The sequence below is a fragment of the Collinsella sp. AF05-9 genome, from assembly GCF_003465595.1.
GTDB lineage: Bacteria > Actinomycetota > Coriobacteriia > Coriobacteriales > Coriobacteriaceae > Collinsella.
In genome coordinates this window covers 1-6429 of sequence record NZ_QSBB01000055.1, presented here as the reverse complement: position 1 = coordinate 6429, position 6429 = coordinate 1, and the positions used below count along the sequence as shown (strand labels likewise).

The 6429-nt window shown below is 59.2% G+C and carries 5 protein-coding genes; 2 read left to right on the top strand and 3 right to left on the bottom strand.

The annotated features are described in order from the left end of the window. Window positions 1–127: 127 nt before the first annotated feature. Complete coding sequence (fucO, locus tag DWV43_RS09675; protein ID WP_117634860.1) at window positions 128–1294, bottom strand: lactaldehyde reductase; 1167 nt, start codon at window positions 1292–1294, stop codon at window positions 128–130. Window positions 1295–1709: 415 nt separating this feature from the next. Here fucO and DWV43_RS09670 point away from each other — a divergent pair, with 415 nt between their 5' ends. Next, a complete protein-coding gene (locus DWV43_RS09670; RefSeq protein WP_117818406.1) occupies window positions 1710–2246 on the top strand; it encodes a hypothetical protein in 537 nt (178 codons plus the stop codon). Between the two features lie 79 nt (window positions 2247–2325). Here DWV43_RS09670 and DWV43_RS09665 read toward each other — a convergent pair whose 3' ends face one another. Beyond that, the gene (locus DWV43_RS09665; protein WP_117818404.1) at window positions 2326–3045 is read right to left on the bottom strand and encodes a YoaK family protein; all 720 of its coding nucleotides are present in this window, start codon (window positions 3043–3045) and stop codon (window positions 2326–2328) included. Between the two features lie 253 nt (window positions 3046–3298). Here DWV43_RS09665 and DWV43_RS09660 point away from each other — a divergent pair, with 253 nt between their 5' ends. Beyond that, window positions 3299–5440 carry a YgiQ family radical SAM protein gene (locus tag DWV43_RS09660; RefSeq protein ID WP_233539263.1) on the top strand — a complete coding sequence of 714 codons (2142 nt, stop codon included), beginning with the start codon at window positions 3299–3301 and terminating at the stop codon, window positions 5438–5440. On the opposite strand, the gene DWV43_RS09655 is transcribed toward DWV43_RS09660, so the two are convergent. Beyond that, window positions 5437–6348: a CPBP family intramembrane glutamic endopeptidase gene (locus tag DWV43_RS09655; RefSeq protein WP_158569866.1), complete on the bottom strand. Its 912-nt coding sequence runs from the start codon at window positions 6346–6348 to the stop codon at window positions 5437–5439. The genes DWV43_RS09660 and DWV43_RS09655 overlap by 4 nt on opposite strands. Between the last annotated feature and the right edge of the window lie 81 nt (window positions 6349–6429).

Sequence of the window (6429 nt, the reverse complement as noted above, 5' to 3'; positions counted from 1 at the left end):
GCCATAAAAAAGCCTCCCATTTCTTGTGTCCAAGAAATGGGAGGCAGTTCACAACGCGCGCAGCGGGGCCTTTTACATGTCCGAGGACGCGCCCGGAGGGAAGCCCGGGACCGCCGACGGGAGTAATTTACTCAGCCGGGCAAATCTTCTTGAAGAGCTCGATGACGTCGTCGAGCGTCGCCTCGCGCGGGTTACCCGGGAAGCAGGCGTCGGCCATGGCGTCCTTGGCCAGGACCTCGATCTCGTCAGCCTTCATGGCCTCGCAGACGTGCGGGATGTTCACGTCAGCAGAGAGCTGCTTGACGGCGGCGATGGCGGCGTCGGCGGCCTCGTCGGTGCTCATGCCCGTGGTGTCAACGCCCATGGCGACGGCAACCTTGGCCAGACGCTCGGCGCAAACCGGCTTGTTGAACTCCATGGCAATCGGCAGCAGCATGGCGCAAGCGACGCCGTGCGGGGTGTCGTAGTGAGCGGACAGGGTGTGAGCCATGGCGTGGTCGATGCCCAGGCCAACGTTGGAGAAGCCCATGCCGGCGACATACTGACCAAGAGCCATGCCCTCACGGCCGGAGCCGGGCTGGCCGGACTTGGCCTCGGCGACGGAGTCGCGCAGGTTCTCGCTGATCAGCTTGATAGCCTCAAAGTGGAACATGTCGGAGAGCTCCCAGGCGCCCTTGGTGGTGTAGCCCTCGATGGCGTGGGTCAGAGCGTCCATGCCAGTGGAAGCGGTAAGGCCGGCGGGCATGGAGGCCATCATGTCAGGGTCGACGACGGCGACCTCGGGGGCGTCGTTGGTGTCGACGCACACGAACTTGCGGACCTTCTCGGGGTCGGTGATGACGTAGTTGATGGTCACCTCGGCAGCGGTACCGGCGGTCGTCGGCACGGCGATGGTGAATACGGCGTGGTTCTTAGTGGGAGCAACGCCCTCGAGGCTGCGGACATCGGCGAACTCGGGGTTGTTGATGATGATGCCGATAGCCTTGGCGGTATCCATGGAGGAGCCACCACCAATGGTCACGATAGCGTCAGCCTCGGCGGCCTTGAAGGCCTCAACGCCGTCCTTGACGTTCTGGATAGTGGGGTTGGGCTTGATCTCGGAGTAGAGGCTCCAAGCGATGCCGGCGGCGTCGAGCTCGTCGGTCACCTTAGCGGTAACGCCAAACTTGACCAGATCGGGGTCGGAACAGACGAAGATCTTCTTGTAGCCGCGACGCTGGAGCTCGCCGGGGATCTCCTTGATGGCGCCGGAACCATGATAAGAGATGGTGTTGAGAACGAAACGATTAGCCATTGATAGCCTCCCATCGTGTGCGGGGCACCCATTACGCCCCGCGCTACAAGTTCCATCCTAACGCTTTTGAAACAAAAAACGCGTGAGAACGTCAAAAGTGTTAAAGCGTTTCAACATAATAACGGAGCCCCAGTCCTTCCCTCCCGACAGCAGCGAAGGCTAGATTATAGGAGCAATCGCCCAAAGAATACGACCAACTCAGTCTATAAATTGTTTCTGTTTTAGCAATATATGTTTGACAATACGTTTATAAAAGGATACTTTATAGTAAATAAAATGCATGCAGCAAATAGCGTCATTCATTTTGTTAGAAATTGCCCATGCGGTTATTGCAGCTGCATGTACCGCAACGTACAGCGCAATTCTCCGCACGAAGTAGAAGACGGTTCCAATTCGATCGAGGCGATGACGCGTAATGGCTACTGGTCCTAAATCGAGCAAGACGGCTACAAACGAATATCGAATCTCAATTGAAGGTAATCCTTATCCGCATACTCTGGCTCTCATCAACCCAGCGGGAGACAACCTCAACATCAAAAGACATGGGTTCACGGGTCCACTAGGACAGCTATCGAGTCTTAAATATACCGTTTATGACGATGCGAATGAAAAACTCTTCACTGTCGTCGACGGTGGCTTTAGCAACATGCCCAGGGTTGCGCTCATCATCGAACACAAGGAAGTTGCGGTGTTCGATTATGGTCTAAACAGACTTGAGATGAAGTGCGTAACGAACATACCGAATTACGCAATAAAAGGTAACTTCCTATTTGGAGATTACGATATATTCAGCCAACAGGAAGTGAAGCTATCTTCAGTTATCGTCCTTCAATGTGAAAAACAATCGTGCTTTAGCATACAGGTTTTGGATAAAGCCGAATTAGCCGCCGCAATTGGAATACCTACAGCCATTGCCCTTCTTAGGGCTCGGATTGAAGAGCATCTCGAATAAATCGCAAAAAGCAGTTCGTAACAACATTCAGGAGCTAGATAGTTTTTCTGGCTCCTGAATGTTGTTACGAACATGCACCTTAGCGCTTAAGACTCGTGGTCTGCCAGTCAGCTACGATGCGGGCCCATTTCCTGTGCAAGTCGCGTTCGCGATCGATGAACATGATGGCAAACGCGACAAACAGCAGCACGCTCGCCACGACGATGGCGTGCAGGCCCATGCGCTCAATACACCAGTTGCCCAACACGGCGCCAAACACAAAGGTAAAGATCACGCCAAAGTACAGCAGGCCGTTTTCCAAAAAGCCGCGCCTGTGGGTGATGATGTAATCATCCACGTTTTGTAGCGCGTTGCGCAAGTTGCCGATGCACATGGTCGTAGCGATGCCGTGACCGTGGATCTTGCGGAAGCTCTCTACCTGCATACCGCAGGCAAACGAAGTGAGGCAGTTGGCGAGCAGGTTGTAACCGCCGCCCGGGATAAAGCTCACGCCCAGCAAGATAACGGCTTCAAAAAACACCGTCACCTGGCGCCAGTGAATCACACTGCCAAACCGCTCGTGAACCAGGTCGGCAAGCATAATACCCACAGCAAACGACACCACAGGGAAGAAGTAGCGCCCCGCCAGCGCCCAGTTGCCCTCCGAGATGCTCACGCCCACGAGCAGGATATTGCCCGTCTGCGCGTTTGCGAAAACATGATCGCGCCCAATGTACGAATAAACGTCCATAAAGCCACCGGCGAGCGCCAAGATGATGCCCAGCTCGATGGACTCCGATATCTGTTTGGCACGCTGCATCGTCGTGCATCCTCCTTGTTGACGACTCTCTCGTGCGTTGGCGGAAACATAGCCGCCGTTCATACTGTAACCCATTGACAACATGGCATGCGCGCGAGACGGGCTCCCCAACGCGCAGATACACAGTCTGGAAACAAACGGCACCCGCATCGATACGCCGATCCGCCAACCCATGTACTCCACCAGTCTTTTTAGCCCCGTCCCAAAAAGACTGGTTACAATTACGTGCAGCATACAAACACCGGGAGGGATCGTGGCAAAAAAGCCTCAGCACGCTCAGAACAACCAGCGCAGTCAGCAGGGCAAACAGGGCCAGCAGCAAAAGCGCAGCGGTAAGGCGCAGGCCACGGTCGCCCGCACCAAGCATTCCCAAGCGACGCCCGCCCGCCCCTGGCGTCCGGGCCGCGATAAGTTTCTCCCCGTCAGTCGCGCCGACATGGATGCGCGCGGCTGGGACCAGTGCGACTTTGTCTACATCTGCGGTGACGCCTACGTGGACCATCCCAGCTTTGGCATGGCTATCATCAGCCGCGTCCTTGACGCGCACGGCTACAAGGTGGGTATCATCTGCCAGCCCGACTGGACCGACCCCGCCAGCATCACGGTGCTCGGCGAGCCTCGCCTGGGCTTTCTCGTCAGTGCCGGCAACATGGACTCCATGGTCAACCACTATTCGGTGACCAAGCACCGCCGCCACACCGACGCCTATACCCCTGGTGGCGAGGAGGGGCGCCGTCCCAATCGTGCCGTCACGGTCTACGGTAACCTCATCCGCCAGACGTTCAAGGACGCCCCCATCATCATCGGCGGCATCGAGGCGAGCCTGCGCCGTCTGGCCCACTACGACTACTGGCAGGACAAGCTCAAGCGCTCGGTACTGCTCGACTCGGGCGCCGACATCCTCATCTACGGCATGGGCGAGCACGCGATTGTCGAGATCGCCGACGCGCTCGACGCGGGACTGCCCGTCGACCAGATCACCTATATCAACGGCACCGTCTACCGCACGGGTTCGCTCGACGAGGTCTACGACTACGACCTGCTGCCCAGCTGGGACGACCTTACCGCCGACAAGCTCAACTACGCGCGCAGCTTTAACGTGCAGCAGCAGAATATGGACCCCATCACCGGCCATCGCCTGGTAGAGCCCTATCCCAACAGCGTCTATGTGGTGCAGAACCCGCCATCGGCGACGCTCACCACCGACGAGATGGACGAGGTGGCCGAGCTTCCCTACGCCCGCGATTGGCATCCCGACTACGACGCGGCGGGCGGCGTACCGGCCTTTGCCGAGATCAAGTTTTCCATTAGCTCCAACCGCGGCTGTTTTGGCGAGTGCTCGTTTTGCGCCCTCACCTTCCACCAGGGCCGCGTACTGCAGATGCGCAGCCACGACTCGATCATGCGCGAGGCCGAGCTGCTCACGCGCGATCCCGAGTTTAAGGGCTACATCAACGACGTGGGCGGACCGACGGCTAACTTTAGCCGCCCGGCCTGTGACAAGCAGCTCAAGCACGGCGTGTGCAAGAACAAGCGCTGCCTGTGGCCGAGCGTATGCAAAAACATGGTGGTCGACGAGAGCGGCTACACGCAGCTGCTGCGCGACCTGCGCCAGCTGCCGGGCGTCAAAAAGGTCTTCGTCCGCAGCGGCATCCGTTTTGACTACACCATGGCCGACGCCTCGGACGAGTTTTTGCGCGAGCTGCTGGAGCACCATGTCTCGGGCCAGCTGCGCGTAGCGCCCGAGCATGTGAGCGACGCGGTGCTCTCCGTGATGGGCAAGCCGAGCCGCGCCGTCTACGACGCGTTCTGCCGTAAATTTGAACGCCTGAACCGCGAATACGGCCTCAAGCAGTACGTGGTGCCGTATCTGATCTCGAGCCACCCCGGCTCGACCATGAAGGAAGCTGTGGACCTTGCCGAGGCCGTGCGCGACATGGGCTACATGCCCGAGCAGGTGCAGGACTTCTACCCCACCCCGTCCACCATGTCGACCTGCATGTACTACACCGGCGTGGACCCACGCACCATGAAGCCGATCTACGTGGCACGCGACCCGCACGAGAAGGCCATGCAGCGTGCGCTCATCCAATACCGCAAGCCCGAGAACTACAAGCTCGTACGCGAGGCACTAGAAAAGGCCGGCCGCCGCGATCTGATTGGCTACACCAAGCATTGCCTGATTCGCCCCGTGCCGCCGCGCCCGGGCGAGACATCTGCCAACGGCGGACATGGCACCGGCAAGAAGGGCGGCAAGCCGCACGGTGGCGCCGCCGGCAAGGGACCCAAAGGCAGCAAGGGGCACGGCGGCATGTCGCGCGCACAGAACACTGCCGGTCGCAATCGCGCAGCCCAAGGGCGTCAGGGCGCCAACGGAGGCGGGCGTCGCAACTAGGGCAGCGGTGCGCTCGCTGCGTCCATCCCGCACGCGTGGCGCAGCGAGCGCATTGCCTCAACGAGGATGGCGCCGGCGATAGCGACCGTAATTGCCACGTCGAGCGGTGTGTTCACAAACCAGAGCAACGTCATGAAATACGACCAGGCATTAAAGGCAAAGTGCAGCAGAATCGTGTAGCGGAGCTTTCCGGTCGTCACGAGCACCCAGCCAAAAATGAGGCCGGCAGCGCCCGCATAGCAGCCCTGCACCCAGTTCATGTGCATAAAACCGAAGATCGCCGCCTGCAGCACGACCGCCGCGGCGATACCCCACGTGCTCGGGGCCGCCCAGGGCACCATGGCGCCGTCCTGCGCACCCACACGACGCCGGCGCTTCCAAAGTGGGCGGCACTGCGGATTAAACGCTCGGAGCGAAAACTCAAAAATGATACCGCGCACCAGCAGCTCCTCGCAAAACGGAGCGCCGAGCACCGTGGTCAGGACGGCCAGATAGCTCGTGTCACCCATGCCCGTCTCCTCGACAAGTTCGCTGTAGTCGGCCGCGGCCTCGGGCAACAGCGACAGCACGGCGTCGGTCACGTAGCCTACGACCACCTGCAGGGCAAGGCCAATCACGATAACGCAGACGATGCGCCTCCATGCTTTGCCTGCTCCCCCGCCAAGCGGGCGCTCGCCCTGCCAGCGCGCCATAAACGAGCGCGGCCACAGATAACGCCACCACAGCAGCGCCATCAAAAACGACGCCATCTGCGCGGCAGCCTGAAGCAATTGAATATCGAGGTCGTCAATCGAAAAGCCCATGAACACCGATGCGACGCCCAGAGCGGAGAACAAAACCACACTCAGGGCGATATCGGCAGCGACGACGCCAAAACAGGCAAGCGCCCAAATCATCGCATTGAGCATGCCAACCTCCTCCCGACAGCTAGTCATGTAAGAACGTCCATTACAGTCGAAATTGTCAGCCCGGGCCCGTCTCGAGCTACG